This is a genomic window from Polaribacter sp. (genome assembly GCF_039939415.1).
Taxonomy (GTDB): domain Bacteria; phylum Bacteroidota; class Bacteroidia; order Flavobacteriales; family Flavobacteriaceae; genus Polaribacter.
The window spans coordinates 23910-46532 of the sequence record NZ_JBDVJE010000030.1; the positions used below are offsets into that span (position 1 = coordinate 23910).

Annotated in this window: 20 protein-coding genes; 10 read left to right on the plus strand and 10 right to left on the minus strand. The window is 27.6% G+C overall.

Going from position 1 to position 22623, the window contains the following annotated elements; genetic code table 11:
- Position 1: 1 nt before the first annotated feature.
- Positions 2 to 1345, minus strand: a complete 1344-nt coding sequence (locus tag ABJG40_RS04630) for a hypothetical protein (protein ID WP_348023401.1) — start codon at positions 1343 to 1345, stop codon at positions 2 to 4.
- Positions 1346 to 1440: 95 nt separating this feature from the next.
- Positions 1441 to 1821 carry a DUF6249 domain-containing protein gene (locus ABJG40_RS04635; RefSeq protein ID WP_348023402.1) on the minus strand — a complete coding sequence of 127 codons (381 nt, stop codon included), beginning with the start codon at positions 1819 to 1821 and terminating at the stop codon, positions 1441 to 1443.
- 145 nt (positions 1822 to 1966) lie between these two features.
- Between ABJG40_RS04635 and ABJG40_RS04640 the strand changes: the two genes are divergently transcribed.
- The gene (locus ABJG40_RS04640) at positions 1967 to 2551 is read left to right on the plus strand and encodes a sigma-70 family RNA polymerase sigma factor (protein WP_348023403.1); all 585 of its coding nucleotides are present in this window, start codon (positions 1967 to 1969) and stop codon (positions 2549 to 2551) included.
- On the plus strand, positions 2538 to 2954 hold the full coding sequence (locus ABJG40_RS04645) for a hypothetical protein (RefSeq protein WP_348023404.1): 417 nt from the start codon (positions 2538 to 2540) through the stop codon (positions 2952 to 2954). The genes ABJG40_RS04640 and ABJG40_RS04645 overlap by 14 nt, the downstream gene beginning before the upstream one ends.
- Positions 2955 to 3108: 154 nt before the next feature.
- On the opposite strand, the gene ABJG40_RS04650 is transcribed toward ABJG40_RS04645, so the two are convergent.
- Together ABJG40_RS04650 and ABJG40_RS04655 are read right to left on the minus strand one after the other, a co-directional pair.
- The gene (locus ABJG40_RS04650) at positions 3109 to 4143 is read right to left on the minus strand and encodes a prolyl oligopeptidase family serine peptidase (protein ID WP_348023405.1); all 1035 of its coding nucleotides are present in this window, start codon (positions 4141 to 4143) and stop codon (positions 3109 to 3111) included.
- Positions 4144 to 4312: 169 nt separating this feature from the next.
- Positions 4313 to 5869, minus strand: a complete 1557-nt coding sequence (locus tag ABJG40_RS04655) for an FAD-dependent protein (protein WP_348023406.1) — start codon at positions 5867 to 5869, stop codon at positions 4313 to 4315.
- 120 nt (positions 5870 to 5989) lie between these two features.
- On the opposite strand from ABJG40_RS04655, the gene ABJG40_RS04660 reads away from it, so the two are divergent.
- The 4 genes from ABJG40_RS04660 (at position 5990) to ABJG40_RS04675 (ending at position 11365) form a co-directional block, all read left to right on the plus strand.
- Positions 5990 to 6844 (plus strand): PPK2 family polyphosphate kinase, encoded by an 855-nt coding sequence (locus ABJG40_RS04660; protein WP_348023407.1) that lies wholly within the window; start codon positions 5990 to 5992, stop codon positions 6842 to 6844.
- A gap of 92 nt (positions 6845 to 6936) precedes the next feature.
- Entirely contained in the window at positions 6937 to 7764 is an 828-nt protein-coding gene (locus tag ABJG40_RS04665; protein ID WP_348023408.1) for an exonuclease domain-containing protein, read from the plus strand.
- A 55-nt stretch (positions 7765 to 7819) separates the two neighbouring features.
- Positions 7820 to 8305 (plus strand): ABC transporter ATPase, encoded by a 486-nt coding sequence (locus ABJG40_RS04670; RefSeq protein ID WP_348023409.1) that lies wholly within the window; start codon positions 7820 to 7822, stop codon positions 8303 to 8305.
- A 141-nt stretch (positions 8306 to 8446) separates the two neighbouring features.
- Positions 8447 to 11365 (plus strand): glycoside hydrolase family 3 N-terminal domain-containing protein, encoded by a 2919-nt coding sequence (locus ABJG40_RS04675; RefSeq protein WP_348023410.1) that lies wholly within the window; start codon positions 8447 to 8449, stop codon positions 11363 to 11365.
- Between the two features lie 74 nt (positions 11366 to 11439).
- Here ABJG40_RS04675 and ABJG40_RS04680 read toward each other — a convergent pair whose 3' ends face one another.
- The 6 genes from ABJG40_RS04680 to ABJG40_RS04705 all read right to left on the minus strand — a co-directional run bounded on the left by ABJG40_RS04680 (position 11440) and on the right by ABJG40_RS04705 (position 17224).
- On the minus strand, positions 11440 to 12522 hold the full coding sequence (locus ABJG40_RS04680; protein ID WP_348023411.1) for a lysophospholipid acyltransferase family protein: 1083 nt from the start codon (positions 12520 to 12522) through the stop codon (positions 11440 to 11442).
- A gap of 3 nt (positions 12523 to 12525) precedes the next feature.
- Complete coding sequence (locus ABJG40_RS04685) at positions 12526 to 13461, minus strand: bile acid:sodium symporter family protein (protein ID WP_348023412.1); 936 nt, start codon at positions 13459 to 13461, stop codon at positions 12526 to 12528.
- Positions 13445 to 14086, minus strand: a complete 642-nt coding sequence (locus ABJG40_RS04690) for a DUF4159 domain-containing protein (protein ID WP_348023413.1) — start codon at positions 14084 to 14086, stop codon at positions 13445 to 13447. The genes ABJG40_RS04685 and ABJG40_RS04690 overlap by 17 nt, the downstream gene beginning before the upstream one ends.
- Positions 14087 to 14125: 39 nt before the next feature.
- Positions 14126 to 14833, minus strand: coding sequence for a 16S rRNA (uracil(1498)-N(3))-methyltransferase (locus tag ABJG40_RS04695; protein ID WP_348023414.1), 708 nt, complete (start codon positions 14831 to 14833; stop codon positions 14126 to 14128).
- Positions 14834 to 14989: 156 nt separating this feature from the next.
- On the minus strand, positions 14990 to 16111 hold the full coding sequence (locus ABJG40_RS04700; RefSeq protein WP_348023415.1) for a GTP cyclohydrolase: 1122 nt from the start codon (positions 16109 to 16111) through the stop codon (positions 14990 to 14992).
- A gap of 18 nt (positions 16112 to 16129) precedes the next feature.
- On the minus strand, positions 16130 to 17224 hold the full coding sequence (locus tag ABJG40_RS04705; protein ID WP_348023416.1) for a transporter: 1095 nt from the start codon (positions 17222 to 17224) through the stop codon (positions 16130 to 16132).
- A gap of 205 nt (positions 17225 to 17429) precedes the next feature.
- On the opposite strand from ABJG40_RS04705, the gene ABJG40_RS04710 reads away from it, so the two are divergent.
- The 4 genes from ABJG40_RS04710 to ABJG40_RS04725 are packed head-to-tail and all read left to right on the plus strand — an operon-like array spanning position 17430 to position 22623.
- On the plus strand, positions 17430 to 17726 hold the full coding sequence (locus tag ABJG40_RS04710; RefSeq protein WP_348023417.1) for a DUF4834 family protein: 297 nt from the start codon (positions 17430 to 17432) through the stop codon (positions 17724 to 17726).
- A gap of 30 nt (positions 17727 to 17756) precedes the next feature.
- Positions 17757 to 20174, plus strand: a complete 2418-nt coding sequence (locus tag ABJG40_RS04715) for a YfhO family protein (RefSeq protein WP_348023418.1) — start codon at positions 17757 to 17759, stop codon at positions 20172 to 20174.
- Positions 20171 to 21361, plus strand: a complete 1191-nt coding sequence (locus ABJG40_RS04720; protein WP_348023419.1) for a glycosyltransferase family 4 protein — start codon at positions 20171 to 20173, stop codon at positions 21359 to 21361. Before ABJG40_RS04715 ends, ABJG40_RS04720 begins: the two co-directional genes overlap by 4 nt.
- Complete coding sequence (locus ABJG40_RS04725) at positions 21358 to 22623, plus strand: glycosyltransferase family 4 protein (RefSeq protein ID WP_348023420.1); 1266 nt, start codon at positions 21358 to 21360, stop codon at positions 22621 to 22623. The genes ABJG40_RS04720 and ABJG40_RS04725 overlap by 4 nt, the downstream gene beginning before the upstream one ends.

Below are 22623 nucleotides of genomic sequence, written 5' to 3' on the forward strand. Positions count from 1 at the left end.
TTTATTCTTTATAATACCAAAAAGGGATATGTATTACTTTTTCTATTTCAATTTCTTTAGTTTTTTCTATTACGATATTTCTATTTATTTTTAATAAGTGTTTTCCTTCTGATATGTTTTTAATGGGGATTATAGTTTCAAAACCTAGTTGTTTATTAACTGTTGATATTAAAAAATTAGAAGTATAAGAAATTGTATCAATCTCTAAAAGATAATTTTTATTAAATGTTTTAAGATATAAACTATAAATACTATCCTTTTCTTTAAAATGTAACTTTCTTTCTTTTCTAGAGTTGCTATTTGTTATAAAAACAAAATCACTTTTTAACCCACGATTATCTTCTTGTGGTTCAAGATTTTTATTGTGTTTTAAAAGAGCGTCTTCCATTTTTTCTTTAAAAGGGATAAAAATCTTTAAATACGGTTTTTCTATAATTTTAGATTGTATTGAGGCTATTTTTACATATTGATTTTCTTCTAAAAGAGAAAGATAATTATTGTTTTTAGAAAAATTTTCTGAGGCATAAGAATTTTCTGAAATATAAATTGATCTCACATTATTTAATGAGGATAGGTAAAAAATACTACCATAAAGTGGTAATAATATAAATGCTATTCTTCGACCAAATTTATTGTCTAAAAAATTATAAACCAAAGGTCTATATAAGAAGGAAAGTGTTATTATACTAAATACTTTATATATTGGCATATATAAGAAAGAAGTCCATTCTTTTTTCTTTAAAAGGCCTTGAGTTATAAAATCTATAAAAACAAATAGAGCTAAAAATAAATAAAATATACCAAAGAAGCCAAGTATCATTGCTCCAACCATTTCTGAAAATAAACCAGAATCCATGGTAATTTTTCCAACTATTATTATTACAAACATTGTTGTAAAAAAGGCTATTATGTAGAATAATGTTAGAAAAGTAACTGCAAATAAAATGCTACAATAATTTTCTAATTTTGCAATATAATCATCAAAAGAACCTACCTTCTTTTGTAAATATTTGGTAAAACGTTTACCGTAATTTAACTCATTATAATCAATATCATTAGAAACATAGCGAAGCCCAATCGCTCCAATCCATAAACCTCTAATAATTACATGTATAATTAGATTAATTATTAAAACATAACAAGATAAAAATGCAATTTGATACAGTTTTGGAAAATATGGGTTTTCTAAAGCTCTTGCTTCATTTAAACCGCTTTCTATTGGTCCTAATGCACTAATTAAACCAAAAATTGCAAAACCAGAAATTAGTAATTCTAGTTGCCAACTTTCTTGTTGTAACTTGTCTAGTAGCTCTTTAAATTTGTTGCTTTTAAAATCATTACTCATAGAAAATTATTTTGCTCTAATATACAGACTTTTTAAAAACAAAAAAACCGCTTCAAAATATTGAAGCGGTTTTACTAATTTATGATTGCTATATTTTATTCTCTGTCTAATTTTTTAGTTTGTTTAAAACCAATTAACAAAGCTCCACCAGCACATAAAAATATAGATGCTGCATAAAAAACTCCAGAATCTATAGCATTTTCTGGTCTGTTTTGCCAAGAACCATTATAGCCAAAGTTATAACTTAATAAAGTTCCTAAAAGAATTCCAACCCCAATTCCCATTGCTAATAAACCTAGGTTAAGAATTAAAACTTTCCAAAAAGGAGCAGCATTTCTTTTTTTACTTGACATAAAAATACTAGCATCTGCTCCTTTTTCAATTAATGCCAAACGTTCTTTATTTCTTGTAGAAAAATATAAATAGAAAATTCCAAAAATACTTCCAAATATTACTGCTAAAACTGCTACTTCCATAATTTATTATTTTAAAAATTTAAATGATTAATTTTATTGTGTTGTAGCTTTGACGATCACATTAGAATAAAGGTTACAAAAAAACAAAAAAAATATTTTCAACAAAATCTGTAACCTATTTATATAAAGTATCGTCAAAGATAAAATGACCAACAACAACGACCAACTATATATATCTAAAGTGCTCAAAGGCGATGCAAATGCTTTTGCGTATGTTGTTAATACGTATAAAAATATGGTGTTTAGTTTGGCGTTTAAAATGACAAAGAATAGGGTAGAAGCAGAAGAGATTAGTCAAGACACTTTTATTAAAGCGTATAAAAATTTAAGTAAGTTTAAAGGTGATTCTAAATTTTCTACTTGGTTGTATCGCATTGCATACCATACAGGTTTAGATGCTATTAAAAAGAATAAAAAAAATAATAACACGTTAGAAATTAACGAAATTACGTTCAATCAAATAAAATCTGTTGATAATATTTTAGAAGGAATTGAAAGAAAAGAACGTGCTAAAATTATGAACGATTGTTTAGATAAATTACCAAAAGAAGAACGCTCAATTATTTGGATGTTTTATTATGATGAACTAAGTTTGAAAGAAATAATAGAAATTACTGAATTTTCTGAAGCAAATATAAAAGTGAAATTACACAGAGCTAGAAAGAAATTATTAGCAATTGTAGAAGAAAATGTAGCACCAGAAATTATAAACCATTATGGAAGAAAATAAACACATAGAAAAACTTGATGCTTTTTTAAAAAAGTACGTAAAAGAAATTCCACAAGAAAAACCTTCTATAGATTTTACTGCAACTATAATGCAAAATATTTTAGCAGAAAATACTGTAAAATCTACTGTATTTAAACCAAAAGCTTTAATTACTAAAAAAGGATGGTTCTTAATTATAGGTTTATTATTAACAGCAATATTTGTTCCTTTTAAGCAGATGAAAGAAACTACCATACAATTTCCTAAACTTGATTTTTCTTTCTTAGATAAAATTATAATACCTAATTTGTTTGAATCATTCTCTATTTCAAATACTGTTTTGTATGCTGTTTTTTTCTTTGGATTAATGATAATGGCACAAGTAGTTTTTTTAAAAGGATATTTTGAAAAGAGAATTCAATAACTCAAAAAAAATATTTTTTTGGTGATTCGTTAACGTTTTTGTATAGTAATAATGAGGATTTTTAAAGAAAAATCAGTTGTAATAAAAGTGCAATAACCTTTGTGTAGCTATAAAAATAACAATTATTTGTATATAGTGTTGTGCTTAGTCCTTTTTATAAATTTTTCTTAAACCAATCTATTAATAATTTATTTAGCACGTCTTTTTTATTGGAAAACTTGTGGTCAGTTTCTACTTTTTTAAGTTTAAAATTATAGCTTATTTTAGTTAATTTATTAGCTATTAAATCAGCTTGATTAGGGTTTACTTGTTTGTCTTCTGTACCACAAAGAATAAGTAAACTTGTGTTTTTTTCTAATTCATTAGCCCAGTAAGCTACAGAACGATTTTTTAGTTCTTCTTTTTTGTTTTGTTTGTAATTAGGAATTAGTTTAGCATATACCATAGTTTCCATTTTAGGTCTATCAATAATTAGCTTCTCTAAATCAGATGGACCATTTCCAATAACCGCAGTTTTAATTTGATTACTATACTTAAGTGATAAGTATGTCATCATACCACCTCTAGACCAACCAAACATTCCAATACGATTAGAATCTGCTTTTTTAATAGTTTTAATAGTTTTTGTTAAATTTAAAACATCATTAATATCATTACCACCAAACTCATCATTTTCTCTGTAACAACTAGCTATTACTAAATAACCTTCATTTACTAGTTTAGAAGAAGAATGTATTAGAGAATGAAGTGTTTTAGCTTTTGCCATTTTTCCAACCTCTTTATTTCCACCTCTATTAAAAATAATTACAGGGAATTTCCCTGCTTTTTTAGGTTCAGCAATGATTCCGTTAACTAATAATGAATCGCTTTTATAAACAATAACATAAAAATTAATGTCATCTAAATACTTGTAGTTTTTTGTTAAAGAATTGTTTTCAGAAATACTATTCCAAATAGGAGGTATTTCTGAAAGGTTTATTATTTTTTTAGATAAAATATCTCCGTTTTTTAGATTTCTAGAATCTTTATAATCGTCACTACTAATCGTGTCATCAAGAGTTGTATTGGTTAGCAAAGTAGCCTTTTGATGATACTTATAGTACTTTGTTCCAAATTTGAAACCAATAAAAAGAATTCCAACTAATATTAAAATTCCGATAAGTTTAGCAATTTGTTTAGTTAATTTCATAAAATAGGTTCGTTTATTAAGAGACGAATTATTTCATTTCTTGTTACAGATTTTACTATTAAGCAAAACTTTACACGATTATAATGTTAATTTAAATAACCTTTAATCTTTGCTAATTGAAGTTTGTATTTTTTTGTTAAAAAAATCAATTTTAAAAACCCCATGCTTTTTATAAACTAGCAACAGCAGCTTCTGCACAACGTTCACCATCCATAGCAGCAGAAACAATTCCACCTGCATAACCACCACCTTCTCCACAAGGAAATAAACCTTCTATTTCTGTGTGCTCTAAATTTTCTTTTCTTGGTATGTTTACAGGAGATGAGGTTCTAGACTCAACACCAATTATATTTGCTTCGTTTGTATGATAACCATGCATTTTTTGCCCAAAAGCAGCAAATCCTTTTCGTAATCTACTTCCAATAATTTTTGGTAATAAAGAATGTAAAGGAGCAGATTTTAATCCTGGTTGATAAGAACAATCATTTAAATCTGTCGATAATTTTCCATCTACAAAATCTACCAATCTTTGTGCAGGAGCAGTTTGCGTTCTTCCACCGGCATAAAAAGCTATTTTTTCTAAATCTTTTTGAAATTGTAATCCTTTTAAAGCACCTAAATGATCATACTTTTTAAAATCTCTATCAATGTCTAATTCAACCACAATTCCAGAATTAGCAAATTTGTTATTTCTTCTACTTGGTGACATTCCGTTAACTACAACTTCTCCATTTGCTGTAGCTGCAGGGACTATAAATCCTCCTGGGCACATACAAAAAGAATAAACACCTCTGTTATTTACTTGATGAACCAAACTATATGCAGCAGCAGGTAAAAGTTCATCTCTTTCTCCAGAACAATGATATTGAATTTGATCGATTATTTCTTGTGGATGTTCTACACGAACGCCCATTGCAAAAGATTTTGCTTTTAATGCAATATTTTTTTTATCTAACAACTCATAAATGTCTCTTGCAGAATGACCTGTTGCTAAAATTACAGAGTTTACAGACATTTCTTGTCCGTTTTGTAATTGAATAGCTTGTAGTTTATTGTTTTTTACAATAAAATCTGTAACTTTAGTTTCAAAATGAACTTCACCACCAAATTTTATAATATTCTCACGAATATTCTGAATGATTTTTGGCAATTTATTAGTTCCAATGTGAGGATGCGCATCAACCAAAATTTGATCTGTAGCTCCATGAAAAACCAAGTTTTCAAAAATTCTTCTAACATCACCACGTTTTAAACTTCTGGTATATAATTTACCATCAGAATAGGTACCAGCACCACCTTCTCCAAAACAATAGTTAGAATCTTCGTTTACAAAATGCTCTTGATTAATGGCTTTTAAATCACGTCTTCTATCTTGTACGTTTTTTCCACGTTCTAAAACAATAGGTTTGTAACCTAATTCTATACAACGCAATGCTGCGTACATTCCTGCAGGTCCAAAACCAACAATATGTACTTCTTTGGCATTAGAAACATCTTTGTATTCAAATTCGTATTCAGATTTTTCTGGTACAGATTCATTGATGTAAACTGCAACTTTATAATTGAAAATAATGTCTTTTTTACGGGCATCAATAGATTTACGTAAAATTTTTACTGCAGAAATTTCACTTTTATCTACTCCTAATTGTTTAGAAGCTTTGTATAAGAATGTGTTTTCTTTACGTTCTTCAATTAAATTTACACGAAGTTGAATTTCTTTAACCATTGTGCAAAAATAATGAAATTAAGGCTTCAAATAAGGAATAAATCAATTATCATAAAAGCACGTTAAAATCAATAAAAAAATCACTATTTTTTCTATCTTTAAAAAATATTTTAAACGCATATGAGTAAAGGGAATTATAAAGTAGAAAACACTATTAAACTTACAGATTACACTACAAAAGAAGTAATTGAAGATGCCGAAAAGAAGTTGAAAAAAGTAAGTAAAAAGCTAACTAAAATTCAAGATACTATGTATGCAGAAGGCAAGTATAGTATGTTAATTTGCTTACAAGGAATGGATACTTCAGGTAAAGACAGTTTAATAAGAGAGGTTTTTAAAAATGTAAATGCACGTGGAGTAGAGGTACATAGTTTTAAAGTACCAACTGAGTTAGAACTGAAACACGATTTTTTATGGAGACATTATATTGCATTACCATCTAAAGGAAAAATAGGTGTTTTTAACAGAACACATTACGAAAATGTATTGGTAACTCGTGTACATCCAGAATATGTTTTTGGTGAAAATATTCCGGATGTAAATAGTTTAGAGGATTTAAATAATGAATTTTATCATAACAGAATGGATAGAATTAATGCTTTTGAAAATCATATTGTTAAAAGCGGAACTATAGTTTTAAAATTCTTTTTAAACTTATCTAAAGAAGAACAAAAAAACAGATTATTACGTAGATTGAATTTACCAGAAAAGAATTGGAAATTTTCTGCAGGAGATTTAAAAGAACGTAAATTATGGGATAAATATCAGTTTTGTTACGAAGATTTATTAAACAGAACTTCAAAAGAAAATGCACCTTGGTATGTAATTCCTGCAGACGATAAACCAACAGCTAGATTATTATTAGCAGATATTGTTTTAAAAGAATTAAAAAAATATAATTTTAAAGAACCTATATTACCTGTAAAAATTCAGGCGAAAGTAGAAGCGTTTAAAACACAATTAAATAACGAATAATTATGATTTGAAAAGTTAAATGTTTAAAAGTTGTACTAGCAGAACTTTAACTTTAAAACCTTTTAACTTTATAAACTTTAAGAACTATAATAATGAATTTAGATTTAAAAAAACCAATTGTATTTTTCGATTTAGAAACTACTGGTATAAATATTGCTACAGATAAAATTGTAGAAATTTCAATATTAAAAGTGTTTCCTAATGGAAATAAAGAAAGCAAAACATGGTTGGTGAATCCAGAAATGGAAATTCCTCAAGGATCCATTGATGTACATGGAATTACAAATGAAAAAGTAGCTACAGAACCCACTTTTAAAGAATTGGCTTCAAAGGTAAATGAAATGATAGGAGATGCTGATTTAGCAGGTTTTAACTCTAATAGATTTGATATTCCTTTATTAGCAGAAGAATTAATGCGTGCAGGGATAGACTTTGATATGAAAAATAGAAAAGCCATTGATGTGCAAGTAATTTTTCATAAAAAAGAACAAAGAACGTTAAGTGCAGGTTATCAATTTTATTGCGGTAAAGAATTAGAAGGAGCTCATGGTGCAGAAGCAGATACAAATGCAACTTATGAAATTTTGTTGGCTCAATTAGATAAATATGATGATATAGAAAACAACGTTGATGCTTTAAGTGATTTTTCTACTCATGGCAAAAGAGCAGATTTTGCTGGTTTTATTTTGATGAATGAGGATGACCAAGAAATTTTTTCTTTCGGAAAATACAAAGGTAGAACTGTTGAAGAAGTTTTTAAAGAAAACCCTGGTTATAATAATTGGATGCAAAATGCAGATTTTCCTTTGTATACTAAAAAAGTATTAAGAGAAATTAAAGAAAGAATGACCCCTGCAAAAAAGAAAATGTCTGATGCTGAAAAGTTACAAGCTTTACAGCAGAAGTTTAATTTGAGATAAGCTATTAACAATAGATTAAGAGCTTAATTAAACTGAATTAATTAATTTAGAATACATGTTTACAGAATATAAAAATTTACCCAATAATTCTCGTGTTTGGATTTACCAATCTGATAGAGAATTTAAAACAAAAGAAGTTGAACTTATTTCAGCCAAAGCAAAAGATTTTATCAATCAATGGACGCGTCATGGAGATGATTTAAAAGGATCTTTTACTATAAAATACAATCAGTTTTTGGTTTTAGCTGTAGATGAGAGTTTTAATAACGTTTCTGGGTGTTCTATTGATAGTTCTGTTCGTTTTATTAAAGGTTTAGAAAAAGAATTGGAATTAGATTTAATGAACAAATTAAACATTACTTTTAAAGATAATGACAATATTAACTTGGTGAAGTTATCGAATTTTCAAAATTTTGCAAAAGAACAAAAAGTAACTGCAGAAACTATTGTTTTTAATAATATGGTAAGTACAAAAGCAGATTTTGAAAGCAATTGGGAAATTCCAGCAAAAGATAGTTGGCACAAGCGATTTTTGGTATAAAAATTGTATTTTATTTATTAAGTTTAGTTGCTAAAAAGTTGCGTTAAGGATTGTAATGGCATCCTTTTTATGTTTTTTTACATAAAAAGATATAATGGAAAGCCTGTTAAAACGCCCCCAAAAAAAATATTGAAATTACAGATGAAAAAAGAGTTACTTGTTGTTTTATTAATTGGTCTTGTTTTTAATTTATCGGCACAAAATGTAGATCCGTTAAGAACAAAAGATGCCGAAAATCAAACTATTTGGGTAGATAGTATCATGAAAAATATGACTATTGATGAAAAAATTGGTCAGCTTTTTATGGTGCAAGCATATTCTAATTTAGACAAAAAACACGAAGATTTTATTACAGAAATGATTACTAAATATCATGTAGGTAATTTAATTTTCATGCAAGGAACTCCAGAAAAACAAGCTGAATTAAACAACAAATATCAAGATACTGTAAAAGTACCTTTGTTAATTGGTTTTGATGGAGAGTGGGGTTTAGATATGCGTTTAAAAAATACCTATCGTTTTCCTTGGAACATGACTTTAGGTGCTATTAGAAACGATTCTTTAGTGAAACAATTTGGAGAGCATTTAGGTAAACATTGCAAACGATTGGGAATTCATGTTAATTTTGCACCAGTTGTAGATATAAATACAAATCCAGATAATCCAATTATTGGTAATCGATCTTTTGGAGAAAGTAAAGAAAACGTAACGCAAAAAGCAATTGCATTTACTCAAGGAATGCAAAGTATGGGAGTTTTGGCAAATGCGAAACATTTTCCTGGTCATGGAGATACTGCAACAGACTCTCATCATACTTTACCTGTTTTAAATTTTGATATGAATCGATTAGATTCAATAGAATTGTATCCGTATAAAAAAGTTTTTGATGCTGGTATTGCAAGTGTTATGACAGCACATTTAAGTATACCAAGCTTAGAATCTGACCCAAGGTTACCTACTTCTTTGTCTAAAAATGTTGTAACAAATTTATTACAACAAAAACTTGGTTTTAATGGTTTGGTTATTACAGATGGTTTAAACATGAAAGGTGCTGCAAATTACTCTTCTTCTGCAGAAATAGATTTAGCTGCCATACAAGCAGGTAATGATTTGTTGTTGATACCACAAGATGTGCCAGCTACAGTAAATCTAATTAAAAAAGCAATAGAATTAAAAACCTTAACTGAAGAACGAATAGATGTTTCTGTAAGAAAGGTTTTAAAAGCAAAATATTGGGCAGGTTTGCACAATTATAAACCAATTAAAATTGAGAACATTCAAAATGAATTGAATACTATTGAAGATGAATTATTACACAGAGAATTAATTAAAAATTCTTTAACGGTAATTAAAGATGTAAAAGGTGATTTGCCAATTAGAAATTTAGAAAAAAGAAAAATTGCTTATGTAAATTTAGGAGATGATTCTGGAAATCATTTTGTAAAAATGCTACAAAATTATGGTAAGGTTGATGTAATATCTGATAAAGATTTAAGCGAAATTATTAAAAAATTAAAACCATATAATTTGGTTGTTATTGGTTTTCATAAATCTAATTTGCACCCTTGGAAAAGTTATAAGTTTAAAAATCAAGAGTTAGTTTGGTTACAAGAAATTGCTAGAGAAAACAATGTTATTTTAGATGTTTTTACAAGTCCTTATAGCTTATTACAGATAAAAACTTTTACCAATATAGAAAGTATTATTGTTTCTTATCAGAATAGTAAATTGGCGCAAGAACTTTCTGCTCAATTAATTTTTGGAGCATTTGATGCAAAGGGGAAATTACCAGTTTCTATAAGAAATGAGTTTGCAGAAGGTCATGGCTTTATAACATCTAACCTTAAAAGATTTGAGTATACAATTCCAGAAGCTGTAAAAATGTCATCAACAAAGTTAAAAGATATTGATTCTTTAGCGAATGTTATCTTAGAAAACAAAATGGCTCCAGGTTTTCAAGTATTAGTTGCCAGAAAAGGAAAAATTATTTTAAATAAAAGTTATGGATTTCATACAGATAAAAAGACTTTAAAAGTCAAAAATTCTGATGTGTATGATTTAGCATCATTAACTAAAATTTTAGCTTCTTTGCCGTTAATAATGAAAGCAGAAGAAGAGCAAAAAATCACTTTAAATGAAAAGTTACAAGATTTACTTCCTAGTTTTAAAGGGTCTAACAAAGCAAGTGTTTCTGTAAGAGAAATTTTATCTCATTATGGTAAATTAAAAGCGTGGATTCCTTTTTATAAAGGTACTCAAGATAGTGTTACACATAAAAATTTGCCTGTGTTTTATCGTAATAAAAAATCTAAAAAATTCAATATAAAAGTAGCTCAAGATTTATATCTAAATAAAAATTATAAAGACAGTATTTATAAATACATTAGAGATGTAGATCAAAGAGAAAGAGATGGTTATAAATACAGCGATTTAGGTTATTATATTTTTAAAGAAGCAATTGAAAACGAATATCATAAACCTTTAAATGATCTGGTAGATCAAGAATTTTATCAATCTTTAGGAGCCAATAGAACAAGTTATTTACCATTGCAAAAATTTGCTAAAAAAGAGATTATTCCTACAGAAAAAGACAATTATTACAGAAACCAATTGTTACAAGGAGATGTGCATGATATGGGTGCAGCAATGTTAGGTGGAGTAGGAGGTCATGCAGGTTTATTTGCCAATGCAAATGATGTTGCAAAAATTATGCAAATGTATTTGCAAAAAGGTTATTATGGTGGTAAACGTTATTTAAAAACAGCAACTTTAGATAAATTTAATCATCGTTATTTTTCTGATAAAAAAGTACGTAGAGGTTTAGGTTTTGATAAGCCACAGTTAAACCCAAAAGTAAAAGCTACTTGTGGTTGTGTTTCCGATGAAAGCTTTGGGCATTCTGGTTTTACAGGTACTTATACTTGGGCAGATCCTAAAAGTGAAATTGTGTATGTATTTTTGTCAAACAGAGTGTATCCAACTATGGATAACAGAGGTTTAGTAAACAGTAATATGCGTACAGAAATTCAGCAAGTAATTCAAGATGCAATTCTAGATTAGAAGCTGTTTCCTGCTTTCACTACTCGCTTTTTTTCGTTCCTCAAAAAGAGCTCAAACAAACCGTTCAATCAGGGCTAAACCTGTTTACCAAATTCATTGAATTCTTTATGATTTTTAGCATTTGTAGGAGTAAATTTAGTGTAAATTAAAACTATAAAAGCAGAAATTGTTAAGTAAAAGAAACCAACTATATTTCCAAAAAAGACACTAACAATATAACTTTGTAAGCAATAAAATAAGGTGCAAGAAAACCAATTTATAGAAAAACGAAAAGTATCTATAAATTCTATTTCATCTATTTTTTTATGAACTATTTTCCAAAGAAAAAACGGAATAATACTATTTATAATGATGAGGTATAATAATGGCTTTACAAAGTTAATTTTTTCTTCTTTCCTTTTAGGAATTGCATTAGAAAGAATCATGTTATTCACTTCATCAATCTTTGTAAAATCTACTTGAGCATCGGTTAATTTTTGTAAAATTGTTTCGTAATTTTCATCATCAGTAATATGAACACTTAAAGTTTTTAACTGACTACTAACTTTCTCTTTTAAAATATTTATAGATTTTGCAGTTGTATTGCTTTCAAAAATTTCTCTTGTAGCAATTGGTTCTCCATAATTTATGGTAACTTTTGTAGGAAAATCAGAAGGGTGTTGATAGGTAATACCAACAGGAACTACTTTTATTTCTAAATCTTTGTGTTTTTCTAAAGCACCAAAAACAATCCTTGTAAACCCTTTACTTAAAGGTCTTATACTTCTTTTTTTATCATGACTTCCTTCAGGGAAAATCATTAAAGTATCTCCTTTATGTAAGATGTTAAAACACTTTTCAAAAATCTCTTGATTGTTAGAAAGTTGTTTAATTCCATCTCTAATTCTATAAATAGGCATTAAGTATAAAGACTCTAAAATTTTTTTAATTACTGGGTTTTTAAAAGAAGCCGCTCTTACTAAAAAATGATTTTGTCTGCTATTAGTTGTTGTAACAAATAAAGGGTCTATCAATCCATTTGGATGATTTACAGCAAATAAAACAGCACCTTTTTTGGGTATGTTTTTTTTACCTTTTACAATAATTTTATTACTGTAAAAAAACAATCCTAATTTTATAAAACTCCAAACAATTGTAAACCAAATTTTCTGAATCATAAACTAAATGCTTTCTATAATTTTTTCTTTTTTTCTTCCCCAATAAGTAGCCAAAGCCATACCAGAAAACACATCCCAAATTCCCCAAAAAGCAGCTAACAAAGCCATTCCACCTAAACCATCAAAGAAACCAAAAATTAGTAATAAACCTAAACCTCCATTCTGAATTCCTGTTTCCATAGAAATAGTTTTCCTGTCTTTATCTTTTAGTTTAAACACTTTAGCGGTATAAAATCCTAAGAAAAAAGCAAAAATATTATGAAAGATTACTAAAAACAAAACATGATGAATATGATTTACAAAAACATCTAAATTTTGTGAAAAAGCAATAAATATTAGAGCAATAAAAACCAACATAGACAAAGGTTTTAAAACCTTTTCTATTTTACCAGCCATTTCAGAATGATAATATTTTATCAACATTCCTAAAATTAAAGGAATACCTAATATCAAAGAAACTAGCTTGAATAAATCTATAGGATTTAGAGAAACGGTTTTTAAAATTTCATTTGTTGGTTCATACAAACTTCCCCAAAATTGTAAGTTAAAAGGAGTCATAATAATACAAATTAATGTTGCAAATGCAGTTAAACTAACAGAAAGTGCAGCATTACCTCCAGCCATTTTACTAAAAAAGTTAGATACATTTCCTCCTGGGCAAGCTGCAATCATCATCATTCCCAATGCAAAACTAGGATGAGGTTTTAGAACTAAAATAGCTAAAAAAGTGGCAGCAGGTAATAAGAAAAACTGAGACAAAACCCCAACAAAAACTATTTTTGGATTTTTAAATAAACGTTTAAAATCATCTATAGTAATACCTAAAGCAACACCAAACATTATAATACCAATAGCAATATTTAAAACCCATAGACCTTCTGTGTCAAAGTTTATTTTAATATCATCTATATCTAAATACGGACTAATTTTTAAAAGCATATTCTATAATATTTGCTCCCATTTTAAGTGCTTTTTCACGTACACTTTTTGGATTGTTATGTATAATTTCATCTTCCCAACCATCACTTAAATCGGTTTCATAATCATAAAACACAATCAATCTTCCTTCGTAAAACAAACCAAATCCTTGAGCAAATTTTTTATCATGTTCATGAATTTTAGGAATTCCGTTTGGAAATTTAAACGTCTGATTGTAAATAGGATGATTATTAGGTATTTCTAAAAATTCTAGTTTAGGAAAAACTTTTTTTAATTCTCTTCTTATAAATTTATCTAGACCATAATTGTCTGAAACATGTAAAAATCCACCAGAAATTAAATAATTTCTTAAGTTATTGGCATCGTCATCAGAAAACAAAACGTTTCCATGACCTGTCATAAATACAATTGGGTAGTTATAAATATCTTCACTATTAATTGCTACAGATTGTGGGTTTTTAGAGATGTTAGTTTTTATATTTTGGTTAGAAAATTCAATTAAGTTAGGAATTGCAGTTGGGTTTGCATACCAATCTCCACCACCATTATATTTTAAAATAGCAACATCTTGTGCAGAAATTGGATAAAATGATAAAGAGAGTAATAGTAAAATTAGTTGCTTCATTAATTATTTGGTAAGAATTGGAAGCAATATAGTAAAAACTTACTGATTGATAAACGAAACTGTATTAACAGCAACTAAAGCCGCAGTTTCTGTTCGTAATCTACTTTCTCCTAAAGATATTGGGATATAATTTTTTGCTAAACATTTTTTTATTTCTTCTGATGAAAAATCACCTTCTGGACCTATAAGTATTGTTGTTTTTTCTGATGGTTTTAAAACAGATTGTAACAATTTTTTTTCTTGTTCTTCACAATGAGCAATACAAACTTGTCCGTCTAAATCTTGTTTTAAAAAGTCATTCAGTTTTACAGGTTCATTCAATTTTGGGAGCGTAAATTTTAAAGATTGCTTCATAGCAGATTGAATAATTTTTTCAAATCGTTCTAACTTAACAACTCTGCGCTCTGAATTAGAGCAAATAATAGGTGTAATTTCATCAACGCCAATTTCTGTGGCTTTTTCTAAAAACCATTCTATTCTGTCATTCAGTTTTGTAGGTGCAATTGCAATGTGTAAATAATAATTCCAAGGTTTTGGCTTTTTTTCAAAAGAAATTATTTCTGCCAAACATTTTTTATCACTTGGAACTATAATTTTTACATCAAACAAAAAACCTCTACCATTAGTTATTTTAAGAATATCGTTTTCTTTTTTACGTAAAACACGCACAATATGTTTACTTTCAATTTTATCGAAAGTAATTTGAGTGGTTTCTGTAGATATTTCTGAATTATAAAATAGTTGCATTTAAATTATAGTTGCAAAGTTTTTAAAGTATCAAAGGTACAAAGTTTTAATGTTGAGATTTCTTAATCGTTTAAAAAAAGCTCATTTCAAAATGATATTTGATAGTTTTTTTATTTGTGATAACTGAAAACTGCGACTGCCTTACTGAAGACTAAATTACTGAATACTCTTTTTATAAGTTCTACGTCTTTTATGAGTAATAGGTTTAAAATTTTCCCATAATTTTTTAATGGCTTCATTATCTTCTAACTCTGGAGTTCTAATACAATTATCAATTCCTAATGGTGTAAAAGTTTTTGTGTATTGATCAAAAATAATAGCATGTACACCTTTGTTTTGATAATCTGGATGCACACCAATCAAGTAAAAAGTAACGTCTTTTGCATGTTTTCTGGCTTTTAGTAAATGAAACAATCCAAAAGGAAATAATTTACCTTTTGCTTTTTGTAAAGCTTCAGAAAAAGAAGGCATTACAATTGCAAAAGCGACTAGTCTATTGTTTTCATCAACCACAAACTTTATATATTCTGGGTTGATAAATGAAATGTATTTCTTTTTAAAAAATGCTATTTGAGAATCTGAAATAGGAACAAAAGTGGATAGTTTAGAATATGAAGCATCAAAAACTTCAAACATTTCATCTACATATGGCATAATGTCTTTTGTCTTTGTAAAATCTAAAGCTTTTAACTTGAAACGTCTTTTTAAAATGTTACTGATTCTATCAAAATAAACACCATCTACATTTTTAAATTTGAATTTATTTTCTAAATATTCTTTCTCTTTTACAAAACCTAATTGCTCTAAATGATCTTTGTAATAAGGATGATTGTACCAAGTAATCATGGTGCCAATATGATCAAAACCTTCAGTTAAAACTCCAGTTTTGTCTAAGTTATTAAAACCAACAGGACCTTCAATATATTCTAGTTTATTTTCTAAACCAATTTCTTTTACTTTGTTTAAAAGAACTTTAGAAACTTCAATATCATCAATCACATCAAACCAACCAAAACGCATTTTTTTAATTTGTTGTTTTTCAACTTCAAACCAATTTATAATTGCAATAACTCTACCAACAATTTTGTTGTCTCTAATTGCTACAAAAAATTGAGCATCTGCATTTTCGAAAACAGGATTTTTTGCTGGATCAAAATTATCAATTTCGTCTTTAATAATAGGTGGAACCCAATATTTATTATCTTTATATAGCGAAAAAGGAAATGTAACAAATTGTTTCATTTCCTTTTTAGTTGTCATTTTTTTAATTGTAATCATATTACAAAAATAGTATTTCTATTTATTATTTTTCTTCACTTCTTTTTCAAGTTCTTTAATTTCTCTTTCTAGCTTTTCAATTTCTGTTTCTTCCTTCTTTTTCTTTTTACCAAACAAGCCTAAAAAACCGCTTTTTTTCTTTTTAGTAGTTTTCTTTTTTCTACTTCTACTAGGTCTTTTTCTGGTAGTTTTTTTACTCTCTTTTCTTTTGAATATATTTAAAAAACGATTAAAAAAGTTTCCTTGTTTTTTATTATACCTTGTTATTGGGGTGTTTTTTTTGATTTCTGGTATTTCATTTAGGTCTATAAAAGAATCTTTGTGTTTATCTATTCTATAAGAAATTCCTAAACCACCATAAAAGCCATTTGTTCTACCTTCTAAAAGATATCTTGCAGAAGTATTTATTTGAAAATCCTTATTGAATAAATAAGCCAAACCTGCTCCGAAATTTAAGTTGTTTTGATATTTTAAAAACACACCTTGATGTTCTAAAAAACCAGACCACCTAGATCCAAAATTTTGTGTTGCTGTAATTATGTAAGATATTTCAGAAAAATCTGTTCCTATTTTATCATAATAAACATTAGAAATTACATTAAATTCATTTGTAAGATTGTGTTGCAGTAATACACCAACTTTAGGTGTTATACTTTGTGTTTTATGAATTTCGTTTACAAGGTCTGTATTCATTCCTAAATAAATAGCAACAGAAGGAATAAAACGTTTTTTATCAAAAGCATATCTTCTTTTCCAACTTTTAACTTCTTTAGATTTGTCTGTATAAGTTGGTTGAAACAATAAATATTTTGCTCCGATTGTAAATTTGCTTAACCCAGATGTAAAGTAATGTGATGTGAATATGTTTTTAAAAGCAATTTTGTCTCTTTGATACGTTAATTGCGTGTTTAATTCTAATTTTTCAAGAAAAAAACTCGTTCTAAAAAGTAAATCTACTCCAAAATCTTGTGGTCTAGAAAAAGTAGGATCTATACTTGTGCTTCTTAAGAAAAAGTTACTTTCAAATTGATAAACACCTGTACCCACACTATAAGGACTTTCAGAAAAACCAGGTTTGTTAGAATTGATAACTTCTGTATATTGCGCTTGCATTGAGTTTGTTACGAATAAAATAAGCGTAAAAAATATTTTTATAAAAAGGTTTTTCATAAATTATAATACAAGTTTAAAAGCACTAGCTATCAATGAACACAAACATAAGTTAAAAATGCTATTTTAAAAAAGCAAAGTATACTTTTTTGACTTTGTGAAAGTTTTATAAATTGTTAACGCTTCAATTGTGTTCAAATTGTTATTTTTGATTGATTTTTTAAATAGAGTTATGTTATTAGGATTATTGAAGACTGTTTTTTGGTTGTTACTTATTTATTATGCTTTTAAGTTTTTAGCAAGAATGTTTGCTCCTTTTTTAATGAAAAAAGCGGCAGAAACAATGCAGAAAAAAGCTGAACAACAATTTGGAGGTCAACAACAGCAAAAACAACAAAAAAATACTGTTCAAGAAGGAGAAACAGTAATAGACAAACAACCACAGAAGCAACAACAAAGTAAAGATTCTGTTGGAGAATATGTTGATTTCGAAGAAGTAGATTAGTCTATATTTCATTAATTAAAAAGCAACCAATTGAAGACTTTTAATAAAGTAATACCTTATATAATAGCTATTGCAATTTTTGCTTTGGCTTCAATTATATATTTCAATCCTGTTTTAAAAGGGCAAAAATTACATCAATCTGATATCACTCAATTTAGAGGAATGGTAAAAGATATTAATGATTTTAGAGCAGATAAAAATACAGAACCATATTGGACAGCATCTTCTTTTAGTGGAATGCCTGCATACCAAGTAAGTGCTTATTATCCTAATGATTTTGTTAGAGGTTTAGATAAATTATTACGTTTTTTACCAAGACCAGCAGATTATACTTTTCTTTATTTTCTTAGCTTTTTTGTACTGATGATGGCTTTAAAAGTTGAGTGGAGATTGGCCATTTTAGGATCGCTCGCCTTTGGGTTTTCAACCTATTTAATTATCATTTTTGGAGCAGGACATAATGCAAAAGCACATGCTATTGCATATATGCCTTTAGTTTTAGCAGGAGTTTTATGGGTTTTTCAAAAAAGATTTATTTTAGGTTTTATTGTAACTGGAGTTGCAATGGCTTTAGAGATATATACAAATCATCCACAGATGACTTATTATTTAGGTTTCTGTTTGTTGATTTTAGGAATAGTAGAGTTGGTAAATGCAATTAAAGAAAAAAAGATTTCGATTTTTATAAAACAAAGTGTGGTAATTATTGCAGCAGTATTTTTAGGTATTGGTGCTAATTCTTCTCGTTTAATGGCGATGAAAGAATATGCAGATCATAGTACAAGAGGAAAATCTGAATTAACAATTAATCCTGATGGAACTACAAAAGCAGCTACAAAAGGTTTAGATAAAGCATATATTACAGAATATAGTTATGCCAAATTAGAAACTTTTAATCTGTTTGTTCCACGTTTTATAGGTGGAGGAACCGTTGAGAAGTTAGGAGAAGATTCTAACTTCTACCAAACAATAGAAAGTGCTGCAGGAAAAAAAGTAGCCAAAGATTATGCTTCACAAGTATTATCATATTGGGGAGATCAAACAATTGTAGAAGCACCTGCATATATTGGAGCTGTGATTTTCTTTTTATTTTTTCTAGGATTTTTTTTAGTAAAAGGTAGATTAAAACAATGGTTAGTTGCTGCAACAGTATTTTCTATTTTAATGAGTTGGGGAAGGAACTTTGATGTTCTAACCAACTTTTTTATAGATTATATTCCTTTATACAATAAATTTAGAGCAGTTTCTTCAATACAAGTAATTGCAGAATTATGTGTGCCCATTTTAGGTGTTTTGGCTTTAAAAGAGTTATTTTCATCATCTATATCTAAGGAAGAAAAACTAGATTCGTTAAAAAAAGCAGTGTATGTTTTTGGAGGATTAATAGTTGTTGGGTTTTTATTAGCACATGGTTTTGCCACTTTTGAAGGATTAAGAGATGCTCAATACAGTCAATTACCAGGATTAACAGATGCTATTATTTCTGATAGAAAATCGATGTTATTAATGGATTCTTTACGTTCTATTTTTTTAATGTTGCTTTCTGCAGGAGTTTTATGGATGTTCTTAAAAGATAAATTAAAACAAAGTATTGTAATTATTGGATTAACAGTTTTTGTTTTGTTCGATTTGATTTCGGTAGATAAAAAGTATGTAAATGAAGATGATTTTAAAGCATCAAGAAAAATAGAAAAACCATTTACTGCATCTAAAGCAGATAAAATTATTTTACAAGATAAAGGATATTTTAGAGTTGGTAATTTTACGGTAAATCCAATGAATGATGGAAGTACCTCTTATTTTCATAATTCTATTGGTGGTTATCATGCAGCAAAATTAGGACGTTACCAAGAATTGTTTGATTATCAAATTGCAAAAAATAACATGCAGGTTTTAAACATGTTAAATACCAAATATTTTATTATTGGTAATGATAAAGGAGATAAACAAGCACAGTTAAATCCAGATGCAAATGGTAATGCTTGGTTTGTGGGTAATGTAAAGGTTGTAAATTCTGCGAATGAAGAAATACAAGCGTTAGATTCTTTAAATACTAAAAAAGAGGCAGTTTATCAAAAAGAATTTTTGAAACAAAAACAAAACCTATTTCCTAAAGGAATTGATTCTACAGCAGTTATTCAGCTTATAAATCAAGACATAACTTCGTTAACATACCAAACTAAAACAGTAAAAGAACAGTTTGCTGTATTTTCTGAAATCTATTATAAAGATGGTTGGAATGCTTATGTTGATGGAAAACTAACACCACATTTTAGAGTGAATTATGTTTTACGAGGAATGATTATTCCTGCAGGAAATCATGAAATAGAATTCAAATTTGAGCCAAAAGTTATTCAACAAGGAAAAATAATTTCATTATCATCTTATGCTTTGTTATTATTTATCACAATTGGATGGTTCTTTTATGAAAAGAAGAAGAAAGCATGAAAATAGGAATGATTTTAGATGCTGAATTTCCTCCTGATCCAAGGGTAGAAAATGAAGCAATTTCTTTAATTAAAAACGGACATGAAGTTTTTCTTTTTTGTTTAAAATATGCAGACGAAAGAAAAGCAGAAACAATAAATGGAATTCAAGTAAAAAGATTTTCTTCAAACAAACTTGAGTATAAATTATCCGCTTTAGCGTATACAATTCCTTTATATAGTTTCTTGATGAAAAAGAAGATTCATCAATTTATAAATGAGACAAAAATTGATACTTTGCATATTCATGATATAAGAATTGCAGAAGCGGTTTATAAGGCAAATAAGAATTTTAAATTACCAGTTGTTTTAGATTTACATGATAATATGCCAGAAGTGATGAAGTTGTATCCTCATCTTCAAAAATTTCCTGGAAAGTATATTATATCACCCTTAAAATGGAAGAAAAAAGAAAGAGAGTTTATTGAAAAAGCAGATAAAGTTATTTCTGTATCACCAGAATTTCTCGAAAATTTAGAAGAAAGAATTCCTGCTTCAAAAGATAAGTTAGTTTTGGTTCCAAATACGATTAGAGAATCCTTTTACAAGGATTATCAAGTAAAAGAAACCATTATAAATAGATATAAAAAGAATTTTGTAATCTTATATTTAGGAGATACACACTTAAGAAGAGGATTACAAACAGCTATCGAATCCATCAGTTTTTTAAAGGATACAATACCCAATATTAAGTTAGTAATTGTAGGTAGAAACACCACAGATGTAATTTTAAAACAGCAGGTAAAAGACTTAGAATTAGAACAATTTGTTGATTTTGAAGGTTGGCAAAATGTATCATTATTCCAATCTTATATTCTGTCTAGTGATATTTGTATTTCTCCTTTGCATAGAAATTTGCAACATGATGTTGCGTATGCTAATAAGATTTTTCAATATATGAGTTTAGCAAAACCACTTTTGGTAAGTGATGCAATTGCACAAAAAAGGTTGGTAGAAAAAAATAATACAGGTTTAGTTCATAAAGAAAAAGATGTTGATGATTTTTCTGATAAAGTATTAATGCTTTATGAAAATTCTGAATTAAGAAATGAATTAGGAAAAAATGGTGAAAATTTTATTAAGAATGAGTTTTCTTGGGAACAAACATCAAAAAAACTTCTACATTTATACGATAATTTAAAAACTTGAAAGTATTAATAATTACATATTATTGGCCACCTGCAGGAGGTTCTGGAGTTCAGCGTTGGTTGAAGTTTGTGAAATATTTACAAGAATTTGGTATAACACCTGTTGTGTATACGGTTGATAATGTTAATTATCCAAAAGAAGATACTACTTTAATTAATGAAGTGCAGAAAAATATAGAAATTTTAAAACAACCTATTTGGGAACCAACAGATATTCTATTTTGGAAGAAAGATAAACCACAGAAAAGTGGTATTTCTAATGTTGGTAAAAGTGGTTTGTTGTCTTTTATTAGAGGAAACTTCTTTATTCCTGATCCTAAAATATTTTGGGTAAAACCATCTGTGAAGTATTTACAAGAATATTTAGATTCAAATAAAGTTGATGCTATAATTTCTACTGGTCCGCCTCATAGTATGCATTTAATTGCACAGAAATTACAACAAAAAAACAATATAAAATGGATCGCAGATTTTAGAGATCCTTGGTCAGATTTGTATTATAATAAAGATTTTAATCAGCTTTCATTTGCTAATAATAAAAATAAAAGATTAGAAGAATCCGTTTTAAAAAATGCAGATTGTGTGTTAACAGTTAGTAATTCATTAAAAGAAGAGTTTTCTAAAAAAGCAAATAGAGTAGAGGTTATTACCAATGGTTTTGATAATGAAGTTTTAGCCGAAAATAATATAATATTAGATGTTAAATTTACTATTTCTTATATAGGTTTGTTGCCAAAACAAAGTAATCCAAAAATTTTATTTAAAGTTTTAAAAGAACTTAGTTCTAAGAATAAAAATTTTAAAAATGATTTAAAATTGAATTTTATTGGTGATATTTCTGATGATGTTAAAGCAGAAATAAAAAATAATAAACTAGATGAGAATACCAATTTTGTTGGTTATGTAAATCATATTAAAGCTATAGAATATCAGAAAAAAGCACAAATATTGCTATTGTTAATTCCTAATATAGAAAAATCTAAAGGAATTTTAACAGGGAAGTTATTTGAATATTTAACAGCAAAAAGGCCCATTTTAGCAATTGGTCCAGAAGAAGGAGATTTATCCGAAATTCTAAAAGAAACAAACGCAGGTTTTGTTGTTGATTTTTATAATGAAGAAAAATTATCATCAGAAATATTAAAACTTTATCAGCAATATAAAACAGGAAGTTTAAATGTAGACTCTAAAAATTTACATCAATTTCATAGAAAAGAATTGACTAAAAATTTAGCATCAATTATTAAAAGTTTACATTCGTAA

What these genes read in the sequence shown, in the direction of transcription:
- ABJG40_RS04645 (WP_348023404.1), top strand. Translation starts at nt 2,538, where the DNA reads ATGGAAGAAAATAAACACATAGAAAAACTTGATGCTTTTTTAAAAAAG.
- ABJG40_RS04670 (WP_348023409.1), top strand. Translation starts at nt 7,820, where the DNA reads ATGTTTACAGAATATAAAAATTTACCCAATAATTCTCGTGTTTGGATT.
- ABJG40_RS04650 (WP_348023405.1), bottom strand. Translation starts at nt 4,143, where the DNA reads ATGAAATTAACTAAACAAATTGCTAAACTTATCGGAATTTTAATATTA.
- ABJG40_RS04690 (WP_348023413.1), bottom strand. Translation starts at nt 14,086, where the DNA reads ATGAAGCAACTAATTTTACTATTACTCTCTTTATCATTTTATCCAATT.
- ABJG40_RS04665 (WP_348023408.1), top strand. Translation starts at nt 6,937, where the DNA reads ATGAATTTAGATTTAAAAAAACCAATTGTATTTTTCGATTTAGAAACT.
- ABJG40_RS04720 (WP_348023419.1), top strand. Translation starts at nt 20,171, where the DNA reads ATGAAAATAGGAATGATTTTAGATGCTGAATTTCCTCCTGATCCAAGG.
- ABJG40_RS04635 (WP_348023402.1), bottom strand. Translation starts at nt 1,821, where the DNA reads ATGGAAGTAGCAGTTTTAGCAGTAATATTTGGAAGTATTTTTGGAATT.
- ABJG40_RS04705 (WP_348023416.1), bottom strand. Translation starts at nt 17,224, where the DNA reads ATGCAAGCGCAATATACAGAAGTTATCAATTCTAACAAACCTGGTTTT.
- ABJG40_RS04675 (WP_348023410.1), top strand. Translation starts at nt 8,447, where the DNA reads ATGAAAAAAGAGTTACTTGTTGTTTTATTAATTGGTCTTGTTTTTAAT.
- ABJG40_RS04640 (WP_348023403.1), top strand. Translation starts at nt 1,967, where the DNA reads ATGACCAACAACAACGACCAACTATATATATCTAAAGTGCTCAAAGGC.
- ABJG40_RS04660 (WP_348023407.1), top strand. Translation starts at nt 5,990, where the DNA reads ATGAGTAAAGGGAATTATAAAGTAGAAAACACTATTAAACTTACAGAT.
- ABJG40_RS04685 (WP_348023412.1), bottom strand. Translation starts at nt 13,461, where the DNA reads ATGCTTTTAAAAATTAGTCCGTATTTAGATATAGATGATATTAAAATA.
- ABJG40_RS04655 (WP_348023406.1), bottom strand. Translation starts at nt 5,869, where the DNA reads ATGGTTAAAGAAATTCAACTTCGTGTAAATTTAATTGAAGAACGTAAA.
- ABJG40_RS04630 (WP_348023401.1), bottom strand. Translation starts at nt 1,345, where the DNA reads ATGAGTAATGATTTTAAAAGCAACAAATTTAAAGAGCTACTAGACAAG.
- ABJG40_RS04695 (WP_348023414.1), bottom strand. Translation starts at nt 14,833, where the DNA reads ATGCAACTATTTTATAATTCAGAAATATCTACAGAAACCACTCAAATT.
- ABJG40_RS04700 (WP_348023415.1), bottom strand. Translation starts at nt 16,111, where the DNA reads ATGATTACAATTAAAAAAATGACAACTAAAAAGGAAATGAAACAATTT.
- ABJG40_RS04680 (WP_348023411.1), bottom strand. Translation starts at nt 12,522, where the DNA reads ATGATTCAGAAAATTTGGTTTACAATTGTTTGGAGTTTTATAAAATTA.